Consider the following 24,078-nt stretch of genomic DNA (forward strand, 5'->3'; position numbering starts at 1 on the left):
TCCATACGGCATGCCGGAGGCCGGCTTATATCCCTGGAACAATTGAACGGAGCGATATAACACGGTAGTGTGAGAACCGGATCGACGATCCCCAACTCGTCATGAGGACGTTCATAAACGATGCATCTGAAACGGCAGACTGAAATCGCCTTTGGCATACTTGCAGTATGCGCGCGACAGGGGAACGAAATCGTATCGGTTCAAAAGGTCTCGCAGGAAATCGGTTCTACGAAAGACCACACCTATCAGGTTGTCGCCCTGCTGGCGCGAAACGGTCTGCTGCTGAGCGAACGAGGTCCCGGTGGCGGCCTTAAACTGGCAAGGGAGCCGGAGGCAGTGAAGCTGACCGAGGTGCTGCGGCTGATACAGCCCGAATTGCTCGGGGAAGGCGCAGATAACCTCCCGTTGCCCCAGTCGGACGCCGAAGCATTGCTTGGCCGCATCGTCTCCACGACATCGTCTTTTTTTGCCCGCCTTCTCGATCGCTTCACGGTTGCCGACCTGATTGCTCCTGACAGTAATCTCCGTGTCAGTTGTCTGGATTGCGGCCTGATGGCGTCCCGCCACCAGGCAACGATCTCCATGGCAGATGATGACCAGCCTCAGCCTCTGGTCGCCAGACAGTCCGGCTATCGCATCTAGATGCGCCAGCCGGTTAAGGCCGGCGCATTTTTTCAGGCTATGGCTCGATCTGCCATCTCCTCGTCTTCCATATCGGTGTTTTGCCCATTGGGCAGGGTTTCGATAAAGAAGTCGAAGGGACGACGTGCCGTTTCCTTGACGCGATAGCGCAGAACATCCTTCACGTCGTTTTTCGGCGTGAATGTCAGGACCATGGGCGCGGTGTCATAAAGCGCGCTCTCCTGAACGTAAGACGACGAGCATATGATGACCTGATCGCCACGCTGGCAGGTGCGTGCCGCCGCACCATTCAAGATGCAGCATTTTGATCCTGCCTCGCCGAAAATCACATATGTCGAAATTCTGGCGCCGCTTTGCTTGTTCCAGATATCGACGAATTCAAGAGGCCTGATACCTGCGAGGTCGCAATGCTCGGGATCCAGAGTGATCGACCCGTGGTAATCAAGATCGGCTCCCGTTACGGTGATGCCGTGTAGCTTGGCTCTGACGATGCGTATCAAATGCAACTCTCCTCAACATGATTTCAGATTGTCGCATTCAACCGGCTTACAGCTTCGGTTTCTCCCGCAGATGGCGCTGGCAGCGTCATTCGTCGGCTGCGACACTTTGAACTGCTGAGCTTCGTCGGGGTGACATCGGTTATCTTGCAGGTGTCCGCCAGTTCGATGAAATAGTCGGAGGTTGCTTCCGCCAGCATGTGAAAAATGCCCGCCGTGCCGGAAGGATTGGCATTGCGTGTGCGCGGCCGCCTGACAATCGTCGGCTGTGTTGCCCGCAGGATCATGCCCACGGAAAGACTTTCGGGATCCACATTGAGAACGATGCCGCCGGTCCGTCCGCGCCTGCTTTGCAGCAGCCCGTTTCTGACCAGAATTGCGACCACCCTTGCGGCGTGATCTTTTGTGACCCCAAGCCGATGAGCAAGCTTTCTCGTCGTATGGGCTTCCTCTGTTTCGTGTACGAAGTTCGTCAGAATGCCGATGGCGATTTCAGATTCCCTGGTCAGATACATCACATGGTTCTCCTCACACCGAGAGACAGGACGTTCAAATTCTCTCTCGTTGTTTAGACGAGCAGGATTTGCTCTTTAGGACCCTGTCATAAAAAAATATTGCGTCGGAGGGCGGTATCGGGAAATGGCGGATGGAACTCCGAGCAACCGGATCGTCCGCGTTGCGGGCGGTTTGCGGTGAAAACTTTGGTGGTCCGCATTCTCGCCGTCTTCGTTCTCATCATCGACCTCATTCTCGATATCGCCGAAAAGAGGCTGATCACCTGGCGGCCGAATGCGGGTGAAGAACGACCTGCCTGAGGTCTGGCTTGTGCTGATACCAAAACGAGGCGGCCTATGGGCCGCCTCGTTTCATGAAAGGAACAGGCTCTGCCTGAACCCTGATCTGTCGGGATTGCACCCGGCGATGGTCTGCGCTCAGGAAAGCGTCTGTTTGAGGACGGCGAGCGCCCCTTTCGTCAGGATGTCGTCCGCGCCGATCGATGTCCTAAGCCCGAACACATCTGCGGCAACCAGATAGAGATCGTTCAGCCCATCATTGCCGACGATAGCTGCCTCGTCTCCCTCCGCATACCATCCGGCATCGCGGGCCTGCCGAAATTCCTGACCGATGACCAGTCCCCGCACATAGGAGCGCAGCTGATCCGGCGAAAGCCGGCCGGCAAGCCCGCCGGTGCGCGCCGAAAACAGCAGCGACAGCATGGCGGCGGATCGTTTTGCCTCTTTCAGACCCCAGCGATAGGCCTCGGGATCATCGACCGGCGGCTGCGTTGAACCGCGCGCGATGAAGGAATGATTGATGAGCAGGTTGAAGATTTCACCGGTCACGAATGTCTGGAAACCGTCAATCCGCCCCGCCTTCACCCGCGCCCATTTGCTGTGGGTTCCGGGGATGATGAGGGTGGCGTCTTCGCCAAGGCCGTGGCCGACGATCTGGGTTTCTTCGCCGCGCATCACATCCGGAAAGGGCTGGCGGGCGGGGTCGTTGAGACCCGGCAAGAAGACGAGGTCGGAGCCGTTCGGCAGCGTCCTGCGCACCGTGCCGGCGGCAAGTTCCGCCGGGCCTGCGGGGCATGGCACGTAAGCGACTTCAACCCAGCCATTGCGGCTGGTGATCATGCCGAGTGCGGCGACGGGCAAGGTCCCGTGGCGCGAGAACCAGGGTGCGAGTGCCGCCATCAGCGCCGCCTCATGTTCACCCTTGCCAAGGCTCGAAATACCGTCGGCGGTTTCCAGATGATCGAGTTCTTCGCCGCCTTCACCAACGAGCGCCGCCCTCAGTGATGTCGTTCCCCAATCAACGATGATCGATGTCGCCGCTGCTGCCATGTCTTGAACCTCCTCGTTCATTTCATCTTGGGGCTTGTCATAGGGTGCGAGTCTATGTAGTGTCAATTAGTGAATTCAAGGTATCAAAATATGATACTTAATTGGGAGGAGAAAGATGGTGGCTGGCCTCAAGGGGATTTTGCCTGTTCTGCCCACGCCGTTTCTGGCTGATGGCGGCATTGACGAAGCGGGTATGAAGCGGCTGGTGGTCTTTGCGCTCGACAAGGGCGTGGATGGTGTCGTGTTTCCCGGTTTCGCCAGCGAGGTGGAGGCTTTGAATGCCGCCGAGCGTGCAACGCTGCTGACGATCGTCGTGGATGCGGTGGCCGGCCGGGTGCCTGTTGTGGCCGGCGCCAGTGCGGCCGACTGGCGCGAGGTGGTCGAGCATGGGCGGGCGGCATCGGTGCTCGGCATTCGCCACCTGATGGTGCAGCCGCCCAAGTCGGTCGGCACGGATGCGCCGGCGCTGATCGAATTCCTCGGCAGGATCGTCGAGGTGCTACCCGAGGTTGAAATCATCCTGCAGAATGCGCCTGCGCCGCGCGGCTCCGACCTTTCGCCGCAGGCGATCGTGGAGATCGTGCGCGCCTTGCCGCAGGTGACCTATGTCAAGGAAGAAACGCTTCCCGCCGGCCCGGCCATCAGCCACATCATCGCCCATGCGCCTTCGACACTGAAGGGCGTCATCGGTGGCGGCGGCGCGCGTTACATTCTCGACGAATATGCCCGAGGTGCTACGGCGGCCATGCCGGCGCTGGAGATCGCCGAGGAACATGTGGCCATCGACCGGGCGCTTGTCGCCGGGCGGCAGGAAGAGGCTCGCCGGATCTATGTCCGCACCCTGCCGCTTCTGGTGTTGCAGGCGGTCTATCGCATGCGGCTGACCAAATATGTGCTCGCCCGTCGCGGCGTGATCGAAGGCGTCGGCGTGCGTGCGCCGACACCCGAGCTTGATGCGGCGGCCATTGCCGATATTGACGCCAATCTGGTCGAACTCGGCCTTGTTGCCGCGGAGGCCGCATGAACAGCCCCATCGCAACAGTCGAAGTCTTCACGCTGACCCAGCCGCGCAAGGTGCCCTATCTTGGCGCGCTCAGGGAAGGCGAGGTGGTCAATCCCAACGGCTACATCGTGCGCAAGGGCAATCGCACGGTCTACCCCACCTTCGACCGCAGCGTGCTGGTGCGCATGACGACCGAAGCCGGCACCGTCGGCTGGGGCGAGACCTATGGCATCGTCGCCCCCGGCGCGGTCGCCGCCCTCATCAATGATCTTCTCGCCGGTTTCGTGATCGGCCGCGATGCGTCCGATCCTTCGGCTGTTTATGACGACCTCTACGACATGATGCGGGTGCGTGGTTATACCGGCGGCTTTTACGTCGATGCGCTCGCCGCACTCGATATTGCGCTCTGGGATATTGCCGGGCAGGAAGCCGGCAAATCGGTTCGCGACCTTCTCGGCGGCGGGGTAGATACGTTTCCGGCCTATGTTTCCGGTCTGCCTGAAAAAACGCTGAAGGCGCGCGGGGAACTGGCGGAATACTGGCAGGATCGCGGTTTCAACGCCTTCAAATTTGCAACGCCGGTGGCTGATGATGGCCCGGCGGCCGAAATTGCCAATCTCCGGCAGGTGCTTGGGCCGCAGGCGAAGATTGCCGCCGACATGCACTGGAACCAGACGCCGGAACGGGCGCTGGAACTGATTGCCGAAATGCAGCCCTTCGACCCGTGGTTCGCCGAAGCGCCCGTCTGGACGGAGGACATTGCCGGTCTGGAGAAGGTTTCGAAGAATACCGACGTGCCGATTGCCGTCGGTGAGGAATGGCGCACCCATTGGGATATGCGCGCCCGCATCGAACGCTGCCGCATCGCGATCGTGCAGCCGGAAATGGGCCATAAGGGCATTACCAATTTCATCCGCATCGGCGCCCTTGCCGCCGAACACGGCATTGACGTGATCCCGCACGCCACCGTTGGCGCCGGCATCTTCCTTGCCGCCAGCCTGCAGGCGTCGTCGACATTGTCGATGCTGAAGGGACACGAATTCCAGCACTCGATCTTCGAGCCGAACCGCCGCCTGCTGGACGGCGACATGGATTGCCGCGAAGGCAGGTATCACCTGCCGTCCGGACCGGGACTTGGGGTAAGACCGTCGGAGGCGGCGCTCGGTCTGATTGAACGTATCTGATTTGGTTTTTTGGAGGAGGAAACCATGACCAAAAGAATGAAAAAGCTGGCGCTCAGCACCGCGACCGCCGTTTTGATGACCATGGGCGCTGTTGCGCCCGCCATGGCTGATACCGTGCTGAAGTTCATTTCCTGGCAGACCGACGATGCCGGAACGGGCGAATGGTGGCATTCCGCCATCGCCGCCTTCGAGAAACAGCATCCGGGGGTGAAGATCGAATTCACCAAGGCGGAGCGCAGTTCCTACGCGGATACGATGACCACGCTTTTCGCCGCCAACCAGCCGCCGCAGATCGTGCATCTGGCGTCCTTCGAATTCCAGATGTTTGCCGATAGCGGCTGGCTGGAACCGCTTGACCCGTGGCTGAAGAAGGATGGCATCGACATGACCGGCTGGGCCGGCCAGCAGAAATGCGAATGGAACGGCGAAACCGTCTGCATCATGACCAACTATTTCGGTTTCGTCATGGCCTATAACAAGAAGCTGCTGGAAGAAGCGGGCGTTGCGGTTCCGAAGACCTATGACGAGTTTCTGGCCGCTGCAAAAGCCACGACCAAGGATCTGAACGGCGACGGCATCATCGACCAGTTCGGCACCGGCCACGAAACCAAGGGTGGTCCGGGGCAATATCTGACGGAAATGCTGAACTACATCATCGATGCCGGCGCTTACTGGACCGACAAGGATGGCAACATCACCATCGATACGCCCCAGATGGTCGAGGGCCTTTCACGCTGGAAAACCGTGATGAAGAGCGGCATCAGCCCGGTCGACATGAGCGCCAGCGACGTGCGCAAGCTGTTTGCCGATGGCAAGATGGCCATGCGGCTCGATGGACCGTGGCTTTATGGCACGACTGAAAAGGGTTCGGCCAAGAGTGACATCGTTTATGTCGCGCCGCCGCTTCATCCGCCGCTTGGCGGCTCGTCCAACGTGCTGGCCATGCCGGCCGATATTCCCGACGACCAGAAGGCATTGGTCTGGGATTTCATCAAGCTGACGATGACGCCGGAATTCCAGCGCAGTTACGCCACCCTTGGCGGCAACACCCCGCCAAGCCCGAAGGCGGATGTCTCGGGTGTTGAAAAGACCATCCCGCATTTTCCGGTGCTGATCGAAACGATGAAGGCCGCGTCTGAAGCCGGTATCGACCGCATTCCGACTGGGCTTGAGCTTTTCTACAACGAGTTCAGCAAGATGGTGATGGAAGAAAGCCAGCGGATGATCATTCAGGATCTCGATCCGGCGGAGGTGGCGAAAACCATGCAGGCAAAGGCCGAAGCCATCAAGGGTTGATCCCCCATTGTCCTGATCTTGTTGTCCTGCCATGGCCCGTAAAGGGCCATGGCCATCATTCGCATCCGGCAGGAGGACCATCCATGACCGAACCCGTTCGGGCTGGGCGTCGCAAGTTCTTCGATCTTGCGCGTCCCAGCCGGCAACATCTCCTCGGCTATATTCTGATCGCGCCCGCGGTCCTGATGGTTGCCGCCATCATCGTCTGGCCGCTCGTGCTGGCCATCGACCTGTCGTTCCAGCAGGTCAAGATACCAAGGCTTGGCGGCGCCAGCCGGCCGTTTTCGCTGAGCAATTACACCTGGCTGTTCTCGTCGCCGGAATTCTGGCTGGCCTGCTGGGTAACGCTGAAACTGGTCGTGGTCGTTACCGCCGGCAGCGTCGCCGTCGGTCTCAGCACGGCGCTTCTCGCCAATAACCGTTTCAAGGGCCGCACCGTCGCGCGGCTGGGAATGGCGCTGCCCTGGGCGGTGCCGGAAATCATCGCGGTCGTCATCTTTGCGTGGATGTTCGACACTTCCTTCGGCCTGTTCGGCTGGCTGGCGATCAAGCTCGGTTTCACCGATCAGATGATCCCGTGGGTCAGCAGTTCCACGGCCGCATTCTGGGCCGTGGCGATCACCATGGTTTGGAAGGGTTTTCCTTTCGTCTCGATCATGTGTCTGGCCGGCCTGCAGTCCATCCCCGCCGATTATTATGCGGCGGCCAAGGTCGATGGCGCGAGTGTGTGGCAGCGTTTCCGCTGGATTACCATGCCGCTTTTGATGCCGGTGCTGGGCGTGACGCTGGTGCTGACGCTGCTGTGGGTATTCCGCGACTTTTCCATCATCAAGGTTCTGACCGGCGGCGGGCCGCTGCGTTCAACCCAGACGCTGTCGATCATGACCTATGACCAGGCCTTCCAGTATCACAATTTCGGCCGTGCCGCCGCCGTCGGCGTGCTGACGCTGGTGATCTGCATCGTCGCGAGCCTCCTGATGCTCGGCCGGCGTTCGAAATCGATCTATTGAGGAGGCTTTGATGAAACGGACATTTTTACAGAGCCTTGCCCTTTACGCGACTGTGATCTTCACGCTGGTGATGATCCTGTTCCCGGTCTACTGGCTGCTGGTCACGGCACTTTCCACCACCGATGAGCTTTACCGCCTGCCGCCGACCTTCTGGCCGGACGATCCGCAGTGGGACATCTTCGCCCGCGTCTGGGCGTCAAAACCGATCCTGCTGTGGCTTTGGAATTCGATGCTGGCGGCCATCGGTTCGGTGGCGTTGTCGATGCTGGTTTCGGTCAGCGCCGGTTATGCGCTGTCGCGTTATTCCATGCGGGGTGGCGCGACCATGGGCCTCTTCGTCCTGACGGCGAAGATGCTTCCCGCGACGCTGCTGGTCATTCCGCTGTTTTCGATCTTTTCCAGCTTCGGCCTGATCGGCAGCCTGTGGACGCTGGTTCTGGCACATTCGACAATGATCATTCCTTTCGCCACGTGGATGCTGAAAGGCTATTTCGACACCATTCCGAAGGAACTGGAACAGGCTGCCATGGTCGACGGCTGCTCGCCGATCGGCGCGATGGTGCGCGTCGTGCTTCCCATCGCCACACCGGGGCTTGCCGCCACCGCACTTTATGCCTTCGTGCTCAGCTGGGCAGACTATGCCTATGCGCGCACCTTCCTCGTCAACTCGCCGGACAACTGGACGGCCAATCTCGGCATCACCACGATGCAGGGCGAATATGTCACCTATTGGAACGACATTTCCGCCGCATCCGTGTTCATCGCGCTGCCGATCATCGCAATCTACCTGTTCCTGGAACGTTATTTGGTCGGCGGCCTCACCGCTGGCGCGGAGAAATAAGCATGGCCAATATTTCCATTCGCAACGTCAGCAAGTCCTATGGCGCGCTCAACGTGCTCAGGCCGTTTTCGCTTGAGATCGAGAACGGCGAGTTCGTGGTGCTGGTCGGGCCTTCCGGCTGCGGCAAGTCGACGATGCTGAAAATCCTCGCCGGCCTCGAACCGGCAAGCGAAGGCCAGATCTTCATCGGCGACAACGAAGTGACGGATCTGGCGCCGGGTGACCGCGACATCGCCATGGTTTTCCAGAACTATGCGCTTTATCCGCACCTCACCGTTCGCCAGAATATCGGCTTCGGCCTGAAGATGCGCGGCACCGACAAGGCCGAGATCGACCGCCGGGTTGATGATGCGGCGCGCATTCTGGAAGTGACCCCCTATCTCGATCGCAAGCCCAAGGATCTCTCGGGCGGCCAGCGGCAGCGCGTGGCGCTTGGCCGTGCCATCGTGCGCCAGCCGCAGGCCTTCCTGATGGATGAGCCGCTGTCCAATCTCGATGCCAAGCTGCGCGTCCACATGCGTGCCGAAATCGGCGCGTTGCACAAGCGCATCGGTGTCACCACCGTTTATGTGACGCATGATCAGGTCGAGGCGATGACGATGGCGGACCGCGTCGTCATCATGCAGGGCGGCATCATCCAGCAGATCGCCGCACCCGACGAGCTTTTCAACAATCCGGCCAATCTTTTCGTTGCCGGTTTCATCGGCTCGCCGGGCATGAATTTCCTCAATGCGGAACTGCGTGACGGCACTGCTACCCTTTTTGGGCAACAGGTCTCCCTGCCGGGTGCCGTCGGCCGTCAGGGCAGCGTGATTGTCGGCCTGCGGCCGGAACATCTCGTTCTGGGCGATGCGCCTGTTGCCTTCGATGTCCGTCCGACGCTGGTGGAAAGCCTGGGATCGGAAAAATATGTCTATTTCGATGCGGAGGGCGCAAGGGTCGCGGATGGCGAGGAGGGCAAGTCCAAGGGGCTGATCGCCCGCGTCTCGCATACCGGCAGCCTTCCCGGCAATGAGGCGCTCCGGCTCGGTTTTGATCCGGCCCAGCTTTATCTCTTCGATGCAAAGACCGGAGCACGGCTATGATCCTCGTCACCGGATCGGCAGGCCGTGTCGGCCGTGCCGTTGTCGCCGCCTTGCGCGCACAGGGCCGCGCCGTTCGCGGTTTTGATTTGAGGCCATCGGCAACCGGCGGCGAGGAAGTCGTCGGGTCGCTGGAGGATGCGCAGGCACTGTCCGAAGCCATCAGGGGCGTGAGTGCCGTCCTGCATCTTGGCGCCTTCATGTCATGGGCTCCGGCGGATCGTGACCGCATGTTCGCCGTCAATGTCGAGGGCACGCGCCGGCTTCTGGATGCGGCGTCAGCAGCTGGCGTGCGGCGGTTCGTTTTCGCTTCGTCGGGTGAAGTCTATCCGGAAAACCGGCCGGAGTTCCTGCCGGTCACCGAGGACCATCCGCTCTGCCCCAATTCGCCCTATGGGCTGACCAAGCTTCTTGGTGAAGAGCTGGTGCGCTTCCACCAGCGAAGCGGCACCATGGAAACGGTGATCCTGCGGTTTTCTCATACGCAGGATGCGGCGGAACTGCTGGATGAGGAGAGTTTCTTTTCCGGTCCCCGTTTTTTCCTGCGGCCGCGCATTCGCCAGCAGCAGAATTTCGGAAACACTGTTATCGCCGAACTGCTCCAGTCCCGCGATATCGGTGAGCCGTCGCACATTCTGGCGCGCAATGAAAACGGCCGGCCGTTCCGTATGCATATAACCGACACGCGCGACATGGTGGCGGGCATTCTGCTTGCTCTCGATCACCCCGGGGCGGCGGGCGGCACCTTCAATCTCGGTGCCGATGAACCGGCCGATTTCTCCGCGCTTCTGCCGAAAATTGCGGCACTGACCGGCCTGCCCATCGTGACAGTCGATTTTCCCGGCGACGGCGTTTATTACCATACGTCCAACGAGCGGATCAGAAACACTTTGGGGTTTGAAGCGGAATGGACGATGGACCGGATGCTGGACGACGCGGCGGCCGCAAGGCGGCAGCGACTCGCGAAGGAGCAGAGGCAATGAAACCGGAGACGCCGGGCGGCACGGCGGCGCTGGCCAAGGGTCTGACCCTGCTCGACATGGTCGCCGATGCGCCGGAACCGCTGCGTTTTGCCGAGCTGCTGCGCGCCTCAGGTCTGCCGAAGCCGACATTCGCGCGCATCCTGCGCACCCTCATCGCTTATGGCCTCGTCCGTCAGGATGAGGCCCGTGGCACCTATGTGCTGGGCCAGCGTTTTCTGGAAATGTCCCACAAGGTCTGGGAGAGCTTCGATCTCGTCTCGGCGGCGACGCCGGAACTGGAGCGGCTGGCCGCCGAACTGGGGGAGACGGTTGCGCTGTGCCGGCTTGACGGCACCATGACGCAATATCTCGCCGAACGTTCGCCGAACGGTCTTTCGGTGCGCGTCGAGGTGGGACGCCGTGTTCCCCTGCATTGCACCGCACCGGGCAAGGCGCTGCTCGCCTTTCAGGACCCCGCCGTTGGCCGCGCGCTGCTGGATCGCCTGACGCTCGATCTGCAGACACCCAAAACCATTACCAGCCTCGATGCGCTGCAGGCCGATCTGACGCTGACGCGGGCGCGGGGTTATTCGATTTCCTACGAGGAGCATCTGCCGGGGGTGAATTCGGTCGCCGCCCCTGTCATGGGCCGGGACAATACGCCGATGGGCGTGCTCGTTGCGCTCGGGCCGTCGTCGCGGCTGGATTCCTCCAATATCCATCCCGCCGGACGTGAATTGATTGCCGCCGCCCGCCGCATTACCGGTGCAGCCGGGGCCGTAGCGATCAGCTCGCGGCCACGCCCGCGTTCGGCAACGGGCCGCCCCAGCGCCGAACTCAGCTGCATTCTGCCGTGGGGTGCGCAGCTGGGGGAAAGCCCGGTCTGGCACGAGGGGGAAAACGCGCTCTACTGGGTGGATATCCTGCATCCGGCGGTGCACCGCTTCGATCCCGCCACCGGCCGCAACGAAACCTGCGAGACTGGCAAGCTGGTCAGCGCCGTCATTCCGGTCACCGGCGGGCGGTTGCTGGTGGCGTCGCAGGATGGCGTCGAATGGCTGGATTTCGCCTCCGGTCGGCTGACCCCCTTCGTCAGCCCGGAGGCGGGCATTGCCGATAATCGCCTGAACGATGCCAAATGCGGGCCGGATGGCGCGATCTGGGTCGGCTCGATGCGCATCGATGCTTCCAAGCCCACGGGTGCGCTTTATCGCATCAATGCCAATGGCGCATCCGAGCGCAAGGAAGGCGGCATCATCGTCTCCAACGGTCTCGGCTGGAGCCCCGATGGCAGGACCTTCTATTTCGTCGATACAGTGCCCGGCCTCATCCATGCCTATGATTGCGATCCGGCGACGGGCGCGCTGTCGCAGCGCCGCGAATTCGCCCGCATTCCGGTGGCCGATGGCCGGCCGGATGGTCTGGCCGTGGATGCGGAAGGCGGTGTCTGGTGCGCCATCTGGGATGGCTGGTGCGTGCGCCGTTATCTTCCGAACGGCAAGCTGGACCAGGTGATCGACATGCCGGTGCCGCGCCCTTCCAGCATCGCCTTTGGCGGGCCGGACCTGTCGACGCTGTTCATCACCAGCGCCCGCACGCGCCTGCCTGCCTCGACACTCGCCGATGCGCCGCTCTCCGGCGGCCTGTTTTCCTGCCGCCCGGGAATTGCCGGCGCGCGCATCTCGCTGTTTGAAGGATAAAGGATGCGTCTCGAAAGCGTCTTTGGATTGAAGGGCCGCACGGCGCTCGTCACCGGTTCCAGCCGTGGCATAGGCGCCGCCATTGCCGAGGGGCTGGCGGGCGCGGGCGCCCATGTCATCCTGCATGGCATAAAGCCGGGCGCTGCCGCAGCCGTGCAGCATCGGATCGTCGCAAGTGGCGGCACGGCGCAGGAACTGGCGGGCGATCTTTCCGAACCCGGTGCCGGTCGTGATCTCATCGAACGGGCCGAGGCGATAGCACCGGTCGATATTCTTGTCATCAATGCCAGCGCCCAGATCAACGCCGTGCTTTCGGAACTGACACCCGACGATCTGGCGTTTCAGCTGGCGGTCAATCTGGGCTCGACGGTGGATATGCTGCAGGCGGCCCTGCCGCGCATGGCGGCCCGCAAATGGGGCAGGGTGGTTTCCATCGGGTCGGTCAATCAGCTGCGTCCGAAGGGCATCGTCACCGCCTATGCCGCCACCAAGGCTGCGCAGCACAATCTGATCCAGAGTCAGGCGCGGGATTATGCGCGCGACAATGTCTTGCTCAACACACTCGCGCCCGGCCTCATCGACACCGACCGCAATGCCCACCGTCGTGATGAGGACCCCGAAGGCTGGGCGGAATACGTCCGGACGCTGAACTGGATGGGCCGTGCCGGGCAGCCGGAAGAAATGGTGGGTGCCGCCATCTTCCTGTCGTCGCAGGCCTGCAGTTTCATGACCGGTGAAACCGTGCTGATGACGGGCGGTTACTGATCACGCTATCCTTCGCAGGACCCGCATATTGGCGGATACGTGCCGGCGGATGTACTGACCACGCGCGCTGTGCCGCTCAGGGGTCCTTGGGCGGAACGCCGCGAAGCCGCTCGAGAAGATAGGCGTGGGTTGCGGCATTGGCGACGATCAGCGTGCCGGTCCGCTCGTAGATTTCAGGCCCACGCCCCCACCAGTCCGTCACGATGCCGCCGGCTTCCTCAACGAGCAGGATGCCGGCTGCGGTATCGACAAACCCCGTCTCCTCGTAATAACCGGTAAGCCGGCCACAGGCCACGTAAGCGCAGGAATTGGCGGCGCTGCCGACGACCCGCACCGCGCCGATTGGGGCACGAATATCGTCGAGACGCTGGTAGGCGCCGGGATAAAGCGAAAGATTGGGTGTTGGCAGGCCGGTGCCGACGCACATGAGCGCGATATCGCTGCTGGCATTGACGCGCAGGCGTTCGCCGTTGAGATATGCGCCTTCGCCCTTGATCGTCGTGAACATCTCGTCGGCGACGGGATTATAGACAAGCCCGCAGATCGTCTCGTTGCCGCGGCGCAGCGCAATGGTGATGGTGTAGTGCTGGCCATAGATGAAATTGGTGGTGCCATCGATGGGATCGACCAGCCAGCGATGTTCGGCATCCGAGCCGTCAACCGGAGCGAATTCCTCGCCGGTCAGCCCCCAGGGATACCGGCCGAGCAGGCGTTCGCGGATCAGCGTTTCGGACTGCCGGTCCGCATCGGACACGAAGTCGCCCGGTCCCTTGACGCCGATCTCGATATCGCGGAAGCGCCTGAAATGCTCGAGCGTCAATGCGCCGGCCTCGCGGGTGGTGGCGATCATGTCTTCCAGAATGGCGGTGTAGTTGACGGTCATCGGCTGAATGCCTCGGTTAGCCCTTCCGGGTCATCGGTGGTGATCTGGTCGACCTTGAGCCGCAACAGCCGCCCGACATCGGTGATCGATTGCGGCGTGATGCTGTTGATGGTCCATGCATCGACGCGGCGGCCTGCGGCGTGGACGGGGGCGATGATATCGATGCCGGCATCTTCGGCAGCGAGGACGATCCGGTAATCGAGATAGATCATTCCGGCAGCCGGTGCCGTAGCGAGCGCCTGTTCGATGAAGCCGGAAAAGTCTTCGCCCCTCTGCAGCCTGGTGAGTGTGTCTTCCTCACACGGGTCATATCCCGTCTTGAGATCGGGGACCGATGCAGCAAGCGCGGCGATGGCGTCGAAATCCCCGCCGGACAGGATCATGGAGCCCGCCAATGGCGCGATGCTTGCGCTGAAACCGGCGATGACCTGCGGGGTGAGGGCGTGCCGGTTCTCCTTGAAATCGAGCTGCAGCAGGGCATCGGGATGGATGATCTCGCGGGCGAGCAGGGCGCAGAGGTCTTCGAGCAGCATCACCCTTGAGGATACGGGCTGACCCTGATTATCGCGCAGATGCAGCTGGCGCAGGCTGGCGGCGGAGGCATCTCGCACCCTTCCGGCGCCGGTGGTTTCCCGCTCCAGCGTCAGATCATGCAGCACGGCGCAGCCGTGGTCGGCGTGAATGACGAGATCGACTTCGATGCTCGCGCCAAGGCACATGGCCTCGATGATGCGCTCGCCGGTGAAGGCGGGATCGGCGGCGCGGCGGCGGCCGCGATGCCATTTAAGCCAGGTGCGGTGGCCGTCGCGTTCGAGGAGGATGGGCATGTTCATGGTCAGCTCCGGTAGATTTGCCGGTTGTCGCGAAAGGCCGTGACGGAGCGGGGCAGGATATCGACCCCCTGTCCGGCCCGGAAGAGATCGGGATGGGCGACCATCGATTTGATCCTGACACCATCGGGAAGATCGAGATCGACAAGGCCATGGGTGCCGTAATCGGTTACCCGGTGAACGCTTGCCTGCGGCGTCTCGGATGCCTTCAGATCAACGGCCTCGGGGCGGATGGCGAGAATGGCGGGACCGTCGGAGACGGGCAGCGGCACGGTCAGGCCGGCATGGGTGAAGTTTCCGCCCGAAACCACGCCTTCGATCAGGTTCATGGTGCCGATGAAGCCGGCGACGAATGGGGTCTGCGGTTCGCGATAAATGACGTTCGGCCGGTCGATCTGCTCGGTCCTGCCATTGGCCATCACGACGATGCGGTCGGCCATGGAAAGGGCTTCGTCCTGTCCATGCGTGACGAACAGCGTGGTGATGCCGAGACGCTGCTGGATATCGCGCACCTCTTCCCGCAGGCGCTCGCGCAGATGCTGGTCGAGGCTGGCGAAGGGTTCATCCAGAAGCAGGATTTTCGGCTCCAGGACCAGTGAGCGGGCGAGCGCCACGCGTTGCTGCTGGCCACCGGAGAGCTGGCTGGTGGCGCGTTCGCCATAACCGGAAAGCCCGACCAGTTCGAGTACCGCTTCGACCTTCTCGTTGATGACGGAGGCCGGCATGCGCCGCAGCTTGAGGCCGAAGGCGAGGTTCTTGAAGACGTTCATATGGGTCCAGAGCGCGTGGCTCTGGAACACCATGCCGGTGGGCCGGCGCTCGGGTGGCAGATGGGTGACGTCTTCGCCGTCGATGGTGATCCGTCCGCCGGTCGGCTGTTCGAAACCACCGACCATGCGCAGCAGCGTTGATTTGCCGGAACCGGAGGGGCCGAGAAGGCAGACGAGTTCACCATCGGCGACGTCGAGCGAGAAGTTGTCGACTGCCTTGGTGCCACCGGCGAAGGTTTTCGTAACCCCGCGGATATGAAGTACGGACATGAATATTCCTAACCGCCGAAGCCGCGGGCGAAGGCGCCGCCGCCAATGACGCGGCGGGCGAACATGAGGGCAATGAATGACGGCACCCAGAGCACGACGGACAGGACCGCGCCATACTGGATGACCATCTGGTTGTTGATGTAGCTGATCATCAGCACCGGCATCGTGCGGATGCCGGGGGCGCCGATGAGCCATGCCCCTTCGGTTTCATAGAAGGTGCCGACGAAGCTCAGGAGCACGGCGGCGGCAATGGTCGGCCCGGCCTGTGGCAGCGTGATCGACCAGAAGACCCGCAGGGGACTGGCCCCCACATCGCGGGCCGCCTCTTCCATGCGGCGATCGACGGCCTGAAACGCGGCGACGGGTATCCAGATCATGAACATCAGCGTGCCGACGAGCTGGATCAGGACGACGCCCCAGAAGGTGCCGATGAGGTTGAGTTGCAGAAAGATCGCCGCAATTGCCACCAGCAGCCCGAATTTCGGGAAGGCATGACCGGCAAGGAAGGAGAAGAACAAGAGGTTGCGGCCGGGAAAGCTCATGCGGGCAAAGGCATAGGCGGCGGGAAGGCAGATCAGCGCCGAAAGCAGGGTCACCACCGTCGTCAGCCGAAAGCTCAGCATCAGGGCGTTCCACACATCGGGGCGTCCGAGTGTCTGGCCCCAAAAACGGAAGCCGAACTGTTGCGGCACGACGTTGGGGTAACGCCATACTTCGGTGAAAGCCCAGGTGCCGACGACGATGAGCGGCCCGACGATCGCAACGGTCAGAAGGGCGGCGAAGAATATGCCGGGCCAGTCGAGGCGCCTGCGCGCCGGTGCAAAAACGGCCATGTCACTTCCCCTGATTGCGTGCGACTGAGCGCACATAAAAGAGGCCGAAGGCAATGCAGAAGCCGAAGGCGATAACGGCCTGGGTCATGGCGCCGACGGGGTCCTGCATATCGCGAAGGGTGCGCTGCATGAAGGGACCAATCATTTCCGGCGATGCGGGGCCAAGCAGATAAGGAAGGGTGAAGGAGGAGAAAATGCCGAGCACCGAAAAGGAAAGCGCCACGAGAATGGAATTGGAGATGCGCGGCAGGATGATGTGCCAGAAAACCTGCAGCGCGTTGGCGCCCACATCCCGCGCCGCTTCCACGGACTGGTTGGCGACACTGCCGAGGCCCGCCAGCAAAATCAGCACCGTCAGCGGGATATTGTCCCAGACAAGGCCGATGACCGGCCCCCAGGGGGTCAGATAGGGCGTGCGGATTTTCGGCAGGTCGACCGCGTTGAGCAAAATATCCACCATGCCATTGGGCCCAAGCACGCGGATGAAGGCGAAGGCGAGGATGATGGAAGGCACGAACATCGGAAAGATCGCCAGCGCCTGCACATAGGCCGAAAGGCGGCCCTGGGAAAAGCGCAGATAAAGCGCGACCGGCAGGCAGATCACCAGAAGCAGCATGGCGCAGACCAGAGTGGTCCAGAGCGTGACAGCAAGATTGTCGAGGCTATAGCGATCCGAAAAGAAGAAGACGTAGCTCGAAAGATCGAACGTCGTTTCTCCATTGGTCCCGGTACGCCAGACGGTGCGCCCTATGGCGTTGATGGCCGGCCAGATGACGAGCCAGATCATCAGGAAAACGGGAATGGCGACGAGCAGGAGGCCGATTGGTCTCCTGCCTGCCATATTGTCGATGAGCGGGCGGACCGCTCCTTCTGCTGCCTCGGTCACGACTTGCGGTCGACGTTCGGAGCAACGTGACGGTACCAGCCGTCATTGATGGCGGTTTCCCATTTGCCGGCCGGGAAGGTCGGAATGGTCTGCGGAATGATGTCGGCGAAGCGCTTGCGCAGATCGGCTGGGACATAGTCCCAGGAAACGCCGGGGAAACCGCCGAGTTCGGTGAGGATGGCGCCCTGGATTTCTTCGGAGAGAACGAAATTCGCCAGCTTGAGGGCGGCATCGCGATTGGTGCCGTTCGCCAGCACCACGGCCCGGGAAAAATCGCCGCAAAGCGCGAGATCCTGAAGCTGAACGAGGCCTGTTTCCGCAGGAAGCACACCCTGATCGATCGCCTTCAGAACCTGATCGGACCAGACGGGCGTCATCGTCACGACGCCTTGCGACAGAAGCTGCAGAGACTGGGTGTTGCCGGAGGCATAGGCGCCCTTGTCATAAAGCGACGGGGCGATATCGGTCAGCAGATCCCACGCCTTGCCCAGTGCCTTGTCGCCGAATTCCTGGGTGTAGTTGTCGACCGTGAAAGCCTTGGGGTCGAGACCATTGGCCTGATGGATGGCGCGGCGAACGAAATTGCCGCCGGAACCGCCCTTGTCGGGACGGTTATAGACGAACTGGCCGGGATTGGCCTTGATCCAGGTGACCAGCTGCTCCCAGGTCTTCGGGGCGTCCGCAGGCTTCAGCTTGGCTGTGTCATAGGCGAGCAGAACCTGGCTGCCGCGATAGGGCAGGCTGTATTCGCTGCGGATGGCAAGCGGGTTGACGCGCGAATAGTTGGAGAGACCGGCTTTCGCCATGTTCACATAGATGCCGGCATCGATCGCGCCTGCGGGCAGCAGCGGATCGGAATGCTCGAAATAGTCAGCCTGCGGGTCGGTGCCTGTCTGCTTTGCTGCAATGGCGCGTTCGCCGATGGCGATAATGCCGGCATTGTCACCGGCGTCCACGAGGTTGAGTTTGATGCCCGGATTGGCCGCCTCGAAAGCGGGCTTGACCGTGTTGGTCCAGAAATCGAGGATGTTGCTGTCGGCGCCAGTATACCAGTCGATCGTGCCCGGGGCGGCGAAGCTCATGCGCGGCGCAAGGGCAAGGCCAGCGGCGGCGCCAGCTGCTGATATCATGAAGGTGCGGCGTTTCATCTCTGTCTCCAGTGCTCTCGGCGAGTGGAATTGTTGAGCGCTGACCCTTTTTGGAAAGATCGGAACGGCGCTGGCCCGCTTTTGCACAGCCGTGCATTTTTTAACGGGTCGGCGGCGTTTCTAATGACTTTCCTTAACGCTTTCGTGACACCCGGAGACGCAGATCGGCTGATGAAAATTAGCGTCTAAATAATTTAGCAATGTCGCAAATTGTCATGACTTGCATGGGCCGGGTAACACTTCATTCAGTGGTTTTGTGAAATCTAAAATACGCAGGTTCCAAGGTTTCATCGGCGGAGCCGGTAGAGCAATCGGACCCCCATCTCACCCAAGCCTTTGCGGTTTTGAGTTGATGTCCGCTTGTAGCCCTATGAAGGGCACAGCTACCCGCGATGTTTCTTTATATCTCTCCCCGGCCACCCCACGCGGACGGCTGGCGGAGCGCTTGCCCCGAGGCCATTCATGTCTTTCCTGAAGAATACCAAGATAAAAACGAAGGTCGTTTTTGTCATCTCGTTGATGAGTTTGATGTCGCTTTCCGGCATTAGCTACGTCAGCCTGCAATATAACAATACCGACCGCGTCTATAGCGACTTCATCGCCAACGAGGCTCTTGCGGCGGTGCTGAACGCCCGGACCAGCGGCAATCTCAATGCGCTCGGCATGCAGATGCTTCGCGCCAGCCTGAATGATCCAGCCGGCAGTGATTTCGAATCGGCGGTCAAGACGTTCAGGGCAGACCGCAAACAGCTCGAAGAGCGCCAGAACAAGATCATGGAACTGGTGCCGGCCCGCACGGATGCCGCCCGCGATATCCTGAAGGGTGTCGTTGAAGTCGAGGAGATAGGCAATCAGGTCATCGCCCTGATGCAGGCGGGAAAAACCGCCGAAGCGCAGCAGATGGCACTGAACGTCCTTCGGAAAATCGGCGAAGTGTCGCCGAAGATCAGCGCCGGCAACGAGCAGCTTATCCAGGTCATGAATGACGGCCGGCAGCAGCTCAGCGCCAGCACCGATACGACGATCTGGACGGGCCTGATCGGCATTGCGCTTGTTTCCCTGGCCCTGATCGCATTTGGCCTGTTTGTCTCGTCGCGTGGCATCACCACCCCGATTGCGCGGCTTCGTGAGCGCATGGGATCGCTGGCGGCCGGTGATACGGCAGGCGAAATCGACGGAATGGACCGCAAGGATGAAGTTGGCCAGATGGCCGCTGCGGTTCAGGCCTTCCGTGAAAATGCAATCGAGCGTGTGCGGCTTGAAAATGAAACCGAGGCCAACCGGTCGACTTCTGAAAAGGACCGGATAGAGCGCGAGAAACAGAAGGCGAAAGAGGGTGCCGACGTGCAGTTTGCCGTCGACAATCTTGCCACCGCGCTTTCGAAGATCGCCCAGGGCGACGTCACCTATCGGATCGTTCAGCCGTTCGTTGCCGGGCTTGACGGTATTCGCGGTGATTTCAACCGGGCGGCCGAACAGCTGCAATCGACCCTTACCCAAGTGGCACAGAATGCCCGTGGCATCGATGCCGGCGCCAACGAAATCCGGTCTGCGGCAGATGATCTGGCGAGACGTACCGAACAGCAGGCGGCGGCCGTGGAAGAGACTGCGGCGGCGCTGGAAGAAATCACCATCACGGTGAAGGACTCCACCAAACGTGCACAGGAAGCCGGTCATCTCGTCGGCCGCGCAAAGGTCGGCGCGGAAAAGTCGGGCGAAGTTGTGCAGAAGGCCGTCGCGGCGATGGAACAGATCGCGACATCCGCCAATCAGATTTCCAACATCATCGGCGTGATCGACGAGATCGCCTTCCAGACCAACCTTCTGGCGCTGAATGCCGGCGTGGAAGCGGCGCGTGCCGGTGATGCGGGCAAGGGCTTTGCCGTTGTCGCGCAGGAGGTTCGTGAACTGGCGCAGCGTTCCGCCGGTGCCGCCAAGGAAATCAAGAACCTGATCACGACATCGAACAGTCAGGTGGAGCAGGGCGTGCAGCTGGTTGGCGAAACCGGCAGGGCGCTGGAACTGATCGTCACCGAAGTGCAGGATATCAACCGGCACGTCGCGGCGATCGCGGAATCGGCACAGGAACAGTCCTCCGGCCTCCAGCAGATCAACACGGCTGTGAACCAGATGGATCAGGACACCCAGAAGAACGCCGCCATGGTGGAAGAAAGCACGGCTGCAAGCCACGGTCTTGCACGAGAGGCGTCTTCGCTCAACGGACTTATCGCCCAGTTCAAGCTGTCCGAAGGCGGTTACAGTGAAGCTTCCGCTCCGGTCCGCACCGTCTCTTCGTCCGACAGGCCCGCGGCGTCTCCGGCGCGCGCGCTCGGCGGCAGGATCAGGGCTGCGTTTTCCGGCAATGCCGCGCTGAACACCTCTGCGGACAGCTGGGAGGAGTTTTGATGATTGCCGCGTTTTTGACGGCGGATTCACGGCTCCTTTTGATCGCCGAAAAGACGATGGTCTGATATAGGAATGGGCGGTTCGCAGAAGGGCCGCCCATTTTTGTCGCGACAGTCGGACAACGGAACGATTGAAACGATTATACTGAAATGCGACATCTTGTCAGCCGGCCCCGGTTGGCGTACTCGAAACCGGTAAAAGACCCAGACCTATTGACGTGGCAGTTCGGTGGTGCTGGGTTTTGGCTCCATACATATCAGGACGTTGGGATAGCGATGAACCTTTACTTGGATTACCTGGCTGAGATCAAAAGCAGAGAACAACAAGGGCTCGCACCCAAGCCGATTGATGACGGCGCATTGACCGCCGAAATCATTGCGCTGATCAAGGATGCCGGTAGCGAATACCGGACGGACGCCCTTAAATTCTTCATCTACAACTCCCTGCCGGGCACAACGAGTGCTGCGGGCGTCAAGGCGGCCTTCCTCAAGCAGATCATTCTCGGCGAAGTCGTCGTGCCAGAGATCACGCCTGCCTTTGCACTGGAACTGCTGTCGCACATGAAGGGTGGCCCTTCCGTCGAAGTGCTGCTCGACATCACGCTCGGTGATGACGCGGCACTTGCCGAGCAGGCGGGTGAGGTTCTGAAGACTCAGGTCTTCCTTTATGACGCCGACATGTTCCGGCTGCGCGATGCCTTCAAGGCAGGCAATGCCGTCGCCAAGGGCGTGCTTGAAAGCTATGCCAAGGCTGAATTCTTCACCAAGCTTCCGGATGTGGAAGACGAGATCAAGGTCGTGACCTTCATCGCCGCCGAAGGCGATATTTCGACCGACCTTCTGTCGCCCGGCAACCAGGCGCATTCGCGCTCCGACCGCCAGCTGCACGGCCAGTGTATGATCACGCCGGAAGCGCAGGCGGAAATCGTCGCGCTTCAGAAGCAGCATCCCGACAAGCGGGTGATGATGATCGCCGAAAAGGGCACGATGGGCGTTGGCTCGTCACGCATGTCCGGCGTCAACAACGTGGCGCTGTGGACCGGCAAGCAGGCCAGCCCCTATGTGCCCTTCGTCAATTTCGCACCCGTCGTTGCCGGCACCAACGGCATCTCGCCGATCTTCGCCACTACCGTCGATGTGACGGGTGGCATTGGCATCAACCTGAAAAACTGGGTGAAGAAGCTCGGTGAGGACGGCAAGCCGATCCTCAACAATGACGGCAACCCGATCCTCGAGCAGAAATATTCGGTCGAGACCGGCACTGTCCTGAAGATCGACGCCAAGAACCGCAAACTTCGCGACGAAAGCGGCAATGAGCTGGTCGACGTTGCCGCCGCCTTCACGCCCCAGAAGATGGAATTCATGAAGGCGGGCAGCTCCTATGCCATCGTCTTCGGCAAGAAGCTCCAGACCTTTGCGGCTCAGACGCTCGGCATCGAGGCGACGCCGGTCTTTGCCCCGAACAAGGAAATCGCGATTGAAGGTCAGGGCCTCACCGCCGTTGAGAAGATCTTCAACCGCAACGCCGTCGGCGTGACCCCCGGCAAGGTTCTGCATGCCGGTTCGGACGTTCGCGTCAAGGTCAACATCGTCGGCTCGCAGGACACGACCGGCCTGATGACCGCGCAGGAACTTGAGGCGATGGCGGCAACCGTCATTTCGCCGCTGGTGGATGGCGCCTATCAGTCGGGCTGCCACACGGCCTCCGTCTGGGACAAGAAGGCGCAGGCGAATATTCCGAAGCTCATGTCCTTCATGAACAATTTCGGCGTCATCACCGCGCGCGACCCGAAGGGCGTCTATCATTCGATGACGGACGTGATCCACAAGGTGCTGAACGACATCACCGTGGATGACTGGGCGATCATCATCGGCGGCGACAGCCATACGCGCATGTCCAAGGGCGTCGCCTTCGGCGCCGACTCGGGCACCGTGGCGCTGGCGCTCGCGACGGGTGAGGCGACCATGCCGATCCCGCAATCGGTCAAGGTCACGTTCAAGGGCACGATGCAGCCGCATATGGACTTCCGCGACGTCGTGCATGCGACGCAGGCGCAGATGCTGAAGCAGCATGGCGATAACGTCTTCCAGGGCCGCATTATCGAAGTCCATATCGGCACGCTGCTCGCCGACCAGGCCTTCACCTTCACCGACTGGACGGCCGAGATGAAGGCCAAGGCGTCGATCTGCATCTCTGAGGACGAGACGCTGATCGAGTCGCTGGAGATCGCCAAGTCGCGCATCCAGATCATGATTGACAAGGGCATGGACAATGCCGCCCAGACGCTGAAGGGCCTGATCGCCAAGGCGGATCAGCGTATTGCCGAAATCCGTTCGGGCGAAAAGCCCGCCTTGACACCCGACGACAATGCGAAATATTTCGCCGAAGTCGTTGTGGATCTGGATGTCATCGACGAACCGATGATCGCCGACCCCGACGTCAACAATGCCGATGTCTCCCGGCGTTACACCCATGATACGATCCGTCCGGTGTCCTATTACGGCGGCACCAAGAAGGTCGATCTGGGCTTCGTTGGTTCGTGCATGGTGCATAAGGGCGACATGAAGATTGTCGCCCAGATGTTGAAGAACATCGAAAAGGCTGAAGGCAAGGTCGAGTTCAAGGCGCCGCTTGTCGTCGCTGCGCCGACCTACAACATCATCGACGAGCTGAAGGCGGAAGGGGATTGGGAAATCCTGCAGAAGTATTCCGGCTTCGAATTCGACGACCTGAAGCCGAAGACCACCAACCGCACCGAATACGAGAACATCCTCTATCTGGAACGCCCGGGCTGCAACCTGTGCATGGGCAACCAGGAAAAGGCGGAAAAGGGCGACACCGTTCTGGCAACCTCGACCCGCCTGTTCCAAGGCCGCGTCGTGGAAGACACGGCTGAAAAGAAGGGTGAATCGCTTCTGGCCTCGACCCCGGTCGTCGTCCTGTCGGCAATCCTTGGCCGCACGCCGAGTGCGGAAGAGTATAAGGCGGCCGTCGAAGGGATCGATCTGACCAAGTTCACCCCGTCGAAGGGAACGCCGATCGATTCCCTCTCGGTCCATTATTGAGGTTTCGGCACCGGGAGGTGAAAGCCTCCCGGACATGACACGTTATCTGAAGCGCGTCATATTGATCTGAAGGGTGCCTGCCGAGGGGCGGGCATCCGAAACCATGCGCCGGTCCATCGCAGCATGGAGGCGGCAATTGTCGCACCGCCGGCCCGAATGCG

The 24,078-nt window shown here is 61.1% G+C and carries 21 protein-coding genes and 1 pseudogene; 13 read left to right on the plus strand and 9 right to left on the minus strand.

Annotated features, from left to right (window positions below; all coding sequences use genetic code 11):
• Positions 1-120 precede the first annotated feature (120 nt).
• Positions 121-642 carry an Rrf2 family transcriptional regulator gene (locus PL640_RS20635; protein WP_271363318.1) on the plus strand — a complete coding sequence of 174 codons (522 nt, stop codon included), beginning with the start codon at positions 121-123 and terminating at the stop codon, positions 640-642.
• 32 nt (positions 643-674) lie between these two features.
• On the opposite strand, the gene panD is transcribed toward PL640_RS20635, so the two are convergent.
• Positions 675-1,142 carry an aspartate 1-decarboxylase gene (panD, locus tag PL640_RS20640; protein WP_142843117.1) on the minus strand — a complete coding sequence of 156 codons (468 nt, stop codon included), beginning with the start codon at positions 1,140-1,142 and terminating at the stop codon, positions 675-677.
• Between the two features lie 23 nt (positions 1,143-1,165).
• The gene (locus tag PL640_RS20645) at positions 1,166-1,654 is read right to left on the minus strand and encodes an Rrf2 family transcriptional regulator (protein WP_142843115.1); all 489 of its coding nucleotides are present in this window, start codon (positions 1,652-1,654) and stop codon (positions 1,166-1,168) included.
• A gap of 198 nt (positions 1,655-1,852) precedes the next feature.
• Between PL640_RS20645 and PL640_RS20650 the strand changes: the two are divergent.
• Positions 1,853-1,954: pseudogene (locus PL640_RS20650) on the plus strand (ABC transporter permease); the annotation flags it as partial.
• 117 nt (positions 1,955-2,071) lie between these two features.
• On the opposite strand, the gene PL640_RS20655 reads toward PL640_RS20650, so the two are convergent.
• The gene (locus tag PL640_RS20655) at positions 2,072-2,983 is read right to left on the minus strand and encodes a 2-dehydro-3-deoxygalactonokinase (protein ID WP_271363321.1); all 912 of its coding nucleotides are present in this window, start codon (positions 2,981-2,983) and stop codon (positions 2,072-2,074) included.
• A 115-nt stretch (positions 2,984-3,098) separates the two neighbouring features.
• Here PL640_RS20655 and PL640_RS20660 point away from each other — a divergent pair, with 115 nt between their 5' ends.
• From PL640_RS20660 to PL640_RS20700, 9 genes are all read left to right on the plus strand, one after another.
• Positions 3,099-4,007 (plus strand): dihydrodipicolinate synthase family protein, encoded by a 909-nt coding sequence (locus PL640_RS20660; protein WP_271363323.1) that lies wholly within the window; start codon positions 3,099-3,101, stop codon positions 4,005-4,007.
• Complete coding sequence (locus PL640_RS20665; RefSeq protein ID WP_271363324.1) at positions 4,004-5,170, plus strand: mandelate racemase/muconate lactonizing enzyme family protein; 1,167 nt, start codon at positions 4,004-4,006, stop codon at positions 5,168-5,170. The genes PL640_RS20660 and PL640_RS20665 overlap by 4 nt, the downstream gene beginning before the upstream one ends.
• 24 nt (positions 5,171-5,194) lie before the next feature.
• Positions 5,195-6,466, plus strand: coding sequence for an ABC transporter substrate-binding protein (locus tag PL640_RS20670; protein WP_065116468.1), 1,272 nt, complete (start codon positions 5,195-5,197; stop codon positions 6,464-6,466).
• Positions 6,467-6,549: 83 nt separating this feature from the next.
• Positions 6,550-7,476, plus strand: a complete 927-nt coding sequence (locus PL640_RS20675) for a carbohydrate ABC transporter permease (protein ID WP_080820109.1) — start codon at positions 6,550-6,552, stop codon at positions 7,474-7,476.
• A gap of 10 nt (positions 7,477-7,486) precedes the next feature.
• A complete protein-coding gene (locus PL640_RS20680; RefSeq protein ID WP_271363326.1) occupies positions 7,487-8,317 on the plus strand; it encodes a carbohydrate ABC transporter permease in 831 nt (276 codons plus the stop codon).
• A gap of 2 nt (positions 8,318-8,319) precedes the next feature.
• Positions 8,320-9,402, plus strand: coding sequence for an ABC transporter ATP-binding protein (locus PL640_RS20685; protein WP_271363328.1), 1,083 nt, complete (start codon positions 8,320-8,322; stop codon positions 9,400-9,402).
• Positions 9,399-10,382 carry an NAD-dependent epimerase/dehydratase family protein gene (locus tag PL640_RS20690; protein ID WP_271363329.1) on the plus strand — a complete coding sequence of 328 codons (984 nt, stop codon included), beginning with the start codon at positions 9,399-9,401 and terminating at the stop codon, positions 10,380-10,382. Before PL640_RS20685 ends, PL640_RS20690 begins: the two co-directional genes overlap by 4 nt.
• A complete protein-coding gene (locus PL640_RS20695) occupies positions 10,379-12,061 on the plus strand; it encodes an SMP-30/gluconolactonase/LRE family protein (RefSeq protein ID WP_080839107.1) in 1,683 nt (560 codons plus the stop codon). The genes PL640_RS20690 and PL640_RS20695 overlap by 4 nt, the downstream gene beginning before the upstream one ends.
• A 3-nt stretch (positions 12,062-12,064) precedes the next feature.
• Complete coding sequence (locus PL640_RS20700) at positions 12,065-12,826, plus strand: SDR family NAD(P)-dependent oxidoreductase (protein WP_271363332.1); 762 nt, start codon at positions 12,065-12,067, stop codon at positions 12,824-12,826.
• A 76-nt stretch (positions 12,827-12,902) separates the two neighbouring features.
• Here PL640_RS20700 and PL640_RS20705 read toward each other — a convergent pair whose 3' ends face one another.
• The 6 genes from PL640_RS20705 to PL640_RS20730 are packed head-to-tail and all read right to left on the minus strand — an operon-like array spanning position 12,903 to position 18,446.
• Positions 12,903-13,709 (minus strand): inositol monophosphatase family protein, encoded by an 807-nt coding sequence (locus tag PL640_RS20705; protein ID WP_065116462.1) that lies wholly within the window; start codon positions 13,707-13,709, stop codon positions 12,903-12,905.
• Positions 13,706-14,542: a glycerophosphodiester phosphodiesterase gene (locus tag PL640_RS20710; RefSeq protein ID WP_271363334.1), complete on the minus strand. Its 837-nt coding sequence runs from the start codon at positions 14,540-14,542 to the stop codon at positions 13,706-13,708. Before PL640_RS20710 ends, PL640_RS20705 begins: the two co-directional genes overlap by 4 nt.
• A gap of 2 nt (positions 14,543-14,544) precedes the next feature.
• Positions 14,545-15,579, minus strand: coding sequence for an ABC transporter ATP-binding protein (locus tag PL640_RS20715; RefSeq protein WP_271363336.1), 1,035 nt, complete (start codon positions 15,577-15,579; stop codon positions 14,545-14,547).
• Between the two features lie 8 nt (positions 15,580-15,587).
• Entirely contained in the window at positions 15,588-16,412 is an 825-nt protein-coding gene (locus PL640_RS20720) for an ABC transporter permease (protein WP_271363338.1), read from the minus strand.
• Between the two features lies 1 nt (position 16,413).
• Entirely contained in the window at positions 16,414-17,253 is an 840-nt protein-coding gene (locus PL640_RS20725) for an ABC transporter permease (protein WP_271363379.1), read from the minus strand.
• A 41-nt stretch (positions 17,254-17,294) separates the two neighbouring features.
• On the minus strand, positions 17,295-18,446 hold the full coding sequence (locus tag PL640_RS20730) for an extracellular solute-binding protein (protein WP_065116457.1): 1,152 nt from the start codon (positions 18,444-18,446) through the stop codon (positions 17,295-17,297).
• Positions 18,447-18,908: 462 nt separating this feature from the next.
• On the opposite strand from PL640_RS20730, the gene PL640_RS20735 reads away from it, so the two are divergent.
• Positions 18,909-20,852 carry a methyl-accepting chemotaxis protein gene (locus tag PL640_RS20735; protein WP_271363340.1) on the plus strand — a complete coding sequence of 648 codons (1,944 nt, stop codon included), beginning with the start codon at positions 18,909-18,911 and terminating at the stop codon, positions 20,850-20,852.
• A gap of 275 nt (positions 20,853-21,127) precedes the next feature.
• Positions 21,128-23,917, plus strand: coding sequence for a bifunctional aconitate hydratase 2/2-methylisocitrate dehydratase (locus tag PL640_RS20740; RefSeq protein ID WP_271363342.1), 2,790 nt, complete (start codon positions 21,128-21,130; stop codon positions 23,915-23,917).
• Positions 23,918-24,078 lie beyond the last annotated feature (161 nt).

It is taken from the genome of Agrobacterium sp. ST15.16.024 (genome assembly GCF_027956545.1).
Taxonomy (GTDB): Bacteria; Pseudomonadota; Alphaproteobacteria; order Rhizobiales; family Rhizobiaceae; genus Agrobacterium; species Agrobacterium cucumeris.

Excerpts from the sequence above, each read along its gene's own strand:
- PL640_RS20705 (WP_065116462.1), bottom strand. The coding sequence starts at position 13,709 with ATGACCGTCAACTACACCGCCATTCTGGAAGACATGATCGCCACCACC.
- PL640_RS20740 (WP_271363342.1), top strand. The coding sequence starts at position 21,128 with ATGAACCTTTACTTGGATTACCTGGCTGAGATCAAAAGCAGAGAACAA.
- PL640_RS20635 (WP_271363318.1), top strand. The coding sequence starts at position 121 with ATGCATCTGAAACGGCAGACTGAAATCGCCTTTGGCATACTTGCAGTA.
- PL640_RS20670 (WP_065116468.1), top strand. The coding sequence starts at position 5,195 with ATGACCAAAAGAATGAAAAAGCTGGCGCTCAGCACCGCGACCGCCGTT.
- PL640_RS20695 (WP_080839107.1), top strand. The coding sequence starts at position 10,379 with ATGAAACCGGAGACGCCGGGCGGCACGGCGGCGCTGGCCAAGGGTCTG.
- PL640_RS20720 (WP_271363338.1), bottom strand. The coding sequence starts at position 16,412 with ATGGCCGTTTTTGCACCGGCGCGCAGGCGCCTCGACTGGCCCGGCATA.
- PL640_RS20700 (WP_271363332.1), top strand. The coding sequence starts at position 12,065 with ATGCGTCTCGAAAGCGTCTTTGGATTGAAGGGCCGCACGGCGCTCGTC.
- PL640_RS20645 (WP_142843115.1), bottom strand. The coding sequence starts at position 1,654 with ATGTATCTGACCAGGGAATCTGAAATCGCCATCGGCATTCTGACGAAC.
- PL640_RS20660 (WP_271363323.1), top strand. The coding sequence starts at position 3,099 with ATGGTGGCTGGCCTCAAGGGGATTTTGCCTGTTCTGCCCACGCCGTTT.
- PL640_RS20730 (WP_065116457.1), bottom strand. The coding sequence starts at position 18,446 with ATGAAACGCCGCACCTTCATGATATCAGCAGCTGGCGCCGCCGCTGGC.
- PL640_RS20725 (WP_271363379.1), bottom strand. The coding sequence starts at position 17,253 with ATGGCAGGCAGGAGACCAATCGGCCTCCTGCTCGTCGCCATTCCCGTT.
- PL640_RS20715 (WP_271363336.1), bottom strand. The coding sequence starts at position 15,579 with ATGTCCGTACTTCATATCCGCGGGGTTACGAAAACCTTCGCCGGTGGC.
- PL640_RS20735 (WP_271363340.1), top strand. The coding sequence starts at position 18,909 with ATGTCTTTCCTGAAGAATACCAAGATAAAAACGAAGGTCGTTTTTGTC.
- PL640_RS20680 (WP_271363326.1), top strand. The coding sequence starts at position 7,487 with ATGAAACGGACATTTTTACAGAGCCTTGCCCTTTACGCGACTGTGATC.
- PL640_RS20665 (WP_271363324.1), top strand. The coding sequence starts at position 4,004 with ATGAACAGCCCCATCGCAACAGTCGAAGTCTTCACGCTGACCCAGCCG.
- PL640_RS20685 (WP_271363328.1), top strand. The coding sequence starts at position 8,320 with ATGGCCAATATTTCCATTCGCAACGTCAGCAAGTCCTATGGCGCGCTC.
- PL640_RS20675 (WP_080820109.1), top strand. The coding sequence starts at position 6,550 with ATGACCGAACCCGTTCGGGCTGGGCGTCGCAAGTTCTTCGATCTTGCG.
- PL640_RS20710 (WP_271363334.1), bottom strand. The coding sequence starts at position 14,542 with ATGAACATGCCCATCCTCCTCGAACGCGACGGCCACCGCACCTGGCTT.
- PL640_RS20655 (WP_271363321.1), bottom strand. The coding sequence starts at position 2,983 with ATGGCAGCAGCGGCGACATCGATCATCGTTGATTGGGGAACGACATCA.
- PL640_RS20690 (WP_271363329.1), top strand. The coding sequence starts at position 9,399 with ATGATCCTCGTCACCGGATCGGCAGGCCGTGTCGGCCGTGCCGTTGTC.